This is a genomic window from Pseudarthrobacter sp., assembly GCF_036675385.1.
Taxonomy (GTDB): domain Bacteria; phylum Actinomycetota; class Actinomycetes; order Actinomycetales; family Micrococcaceae; genus Arthrobacter.
The window spans coordinates 1-2611 of record NZ_JAKFFD010000045.1 but is presented as its reverse complement, the minus strand read 5'-3'; the positions used below and the strand labels follow the sequence as shown (position 1 = coordinate 2611).

2 protein-coding genes and 1 pseudogene are annotated in these 2611 nt (G+C 66.0%); 2 read left to right on the top strand and 1 reads right to left on the bottom strand.

The window, feature by feature from the left end; all coding sequences use genetic code 11:
* Positions 1–1351, top strand: a 1351-nt coding sequence (gene glmS / locus V6M49_RS04255; RefSeq protein ID WP_332760186.1) for a glutamine--fructose-6-phosphate transaminase (isomerizing), incomplete at its 5' end; no start/stop codon positions are given.
* A gap of 101 nt (positions 1352–1452) precedes the next feature.
* Here the strand turns inward: glmS and V6M49_RS04250 are convergent.
* On the bottom strand, positions 1453–2358 hold the full coding sequence (locus tag V6M49_RS04250) for a hypothetical protein (protein WP_332760184.1): 906 nt from the start codon (positions 2356–2358) through the stop codon (positions 1453–1455).
* Positions 2359–2489: 131 nt separating this feature from the next.
* Between V6M49_RS04250 and V6M49_RS04245 the strand changes: the two are divergent.
* Positions 2490–2611: pseudogene (locus V6M49_RS04245) on the top strand (holo-ACP synthase); the annotation flags it as partial.

The following is a 2611-nucleotide window of genomic DNA, read 5'->3' as shown; positions in this document are numbered from 1 at the left end:
GGACCAGCCGGACGTTGTGGTTGCCGCCCGCCGTAACTCACCTTTGGTGGTGGGCCTGGGCGAGGGCGAGAACTTCCTGGGCTCGGATGTGTCCGGGTTCATCGATTACACCCGCCGTGCGGTGGAGCTGGGCCAGGACCAGATTGTCACCATCACCGCGGACACGGTGGAGATCACCGATTTCTATGGCGCCCCGGCCGAGGGCAAGGAATACCACGTGGACTGGGATCCGGAATCGGCGGAGAAGGGCGGTTTCCCGTCCTTCATGGAGAAGGAAATCCATGACCAGACCGACGCCGTGCTGCAGACCCTGCTGGGCCGCTCGGACGTCAACGGCAGGCTGACCCTGGATGAGCTCCGCATTGACCCGCAGCTGCTCAAGAACGTCGACAAGATCATTGTGCTGGCCTGCGGGACGTCGGCGTATGCCGGGCAGGTGGCCAAGTACGCCATCGAGCACTGGTGCCGGATCGCCACTGAGGTGGAGCTCTCCCACGAGTTCCGGTACCGGGACCCGATCGTGGACGAGAACACCCTGATCGTCTCGATCTCCCAGTCGGGGGAGACCATGGATACCCTGATGGCTGTCCGTTACGCCAAGGAACAGGGCGCCAAGACGGTCTCGATCTGCAACACCAACGGCTCCACCATCCCGCGTGAATCCGACGCCGTGCTGTACACGCACGCCGGCCCGGAAATCGCCGTCGCCTCCACCAAGGCGTTCCTGGCCCAGATCACGGCCGCGTACCTGCTGGGCCTGTACCTGGCGCAGCTGCGCGGGAACAAGTTCCAGGGCGAGATCAAGGACATCCTGGCGGACCTGAACAAGATCCCGGCCAAGATCCAGCGGATCCTGGACAACGAGGCGCAGATCAAGGAACTCGGCGTGTCCATGGCGGATGCGAAGTCTGTGCTGTTCCTGGGCCGCCACGTCGGCTTCCCGGTGGCGATGGAAGGTGCGCTGAAGCTCAAGGAGCTCGCCTACATCCACGCCGAGGGCTTCGCCGCCGGTGAGCTCAAGCACGGCCCCATCGCGCTGATCGAGGAGGGCCAGCCCGTCTTCGTGGTGGTCCCGTCCCCGCGCGGCCGTGACTCACTGCACGCCAAGGTGGTCTCGAACATCCAGGAAGTCCGGGCGCGCGGCGCCAAGACCATTGTGATCGCCGAAGAGGGCGACGAAGCAGTCAAGGCCTACGCCGAGCACGTCTTCTACATCCCGGAAACCCCCGTGCTGCTGGCCCCGCTGCTCAGCACCGTCCCGCTGCAGATCTTCGCCCTGGCCCTCGCCTCGGCCAAGGGCTACGACGTGGACCAGCCCCGCAACCTCGCCAAGAGCGTCACCGTAGAGTAACCGCGGACCAGCTGGCCAAGAGCCGGTCGGTACCAAGCGAAACGGAAGCCCCGAGCCTTAGGCTCGGGGCGTCCGTTTATTACCCGGCTCGCCCCGCCCTCTTAGGGCAGTCCGTCCACCGGTCCGCGGCTGCGCCCGGCGACGACGTAGACCCCGAATAGCAGGGCGTGTGGACGGGTACCTCGCCAGCTCAACGAGGCAGAAGCGCCACTTCGCTCGACGACGGTAGCTCTCCAGCGACGCCGCACCAGCCCGGGGCGGAGCAGCCCGACGTCGCTGAGGGAGGAATAGGGGATCCATCTTCCTGCATGGCGCTTTGCAAGTTCGGACGCACGAGCTGACGTAACGATGGCGCGCTGAAAGTGTGGGTTCTCGCTGTGGTCCAGGGGGCCGTGCGGGATGGTGCCGGCGGGCAGGATGAGGATGCCGTTCCGGTTGACCCATATTTGAACTCTCTGGCCGTCACTGGCGGCGTCTCCGGAGACCAGCCGGCACAGGTCGTCATCCTCGGGAGGTTCCATGGTCGGTGCCGGCTGTGTTGTCTGAGCCGTGGCGCCTGGGTCGGGCGGGGCGACGCCGTCTCCGGCCGGGGCGCCCGGCTGACCCGCCGGATGCGGGTTATGGGCCCTGCTGTTGGCAGCAGCGACGGCCTGCATAACGGCTGCGCGCAGTCCATCGGCACACAACCGGGGCGCTTCGACGGCGAACACTTCGCGATCGAGCTGGACAACCGAGCGGACACCGACCTGCTCTCCCAACAGGTCCGCCAGATCGTCGTGATCGGGGCGAACGAGCAGGCCGACCCCGTCGTCCAGTTCCACCAGCCAGCCGTGTTTGGCGATCTCGGGTTCGTCCTCGGCCTCGACGGAGATCCAGTCCGCCAACTCGGCCGGCCGAACCGGTCCGACCTCCTCCTCCGCGATGCATGGCACGAGGAGTCCCAGGCGCTCGACAACATCAGCGGTGTGAAGAGTACAGTCATGCTTCTTCAGTCGGTGGTGCACCATTCCCGTCCGTCCTCACACGAGCTCGACAGTCCTTGGGCACACGCGAGTCTACGGCACTAGCGTCCGGGGCAAGGGGGCCTATGCCGCAGGTTGTGCACGGCAGGCGGTGAGCGTCCCCGTAGAATAGCGCCATGATCGTTGGCATTGGCGTAGACGTTGTAGACATCGAGCGGTTCGGCCGCCAGCTTGAGCGGACCCCGGGGCTCCGGGACCGGCTGTTCGTGCCCGCGGAACGCGAGCTGAACACCCGCTC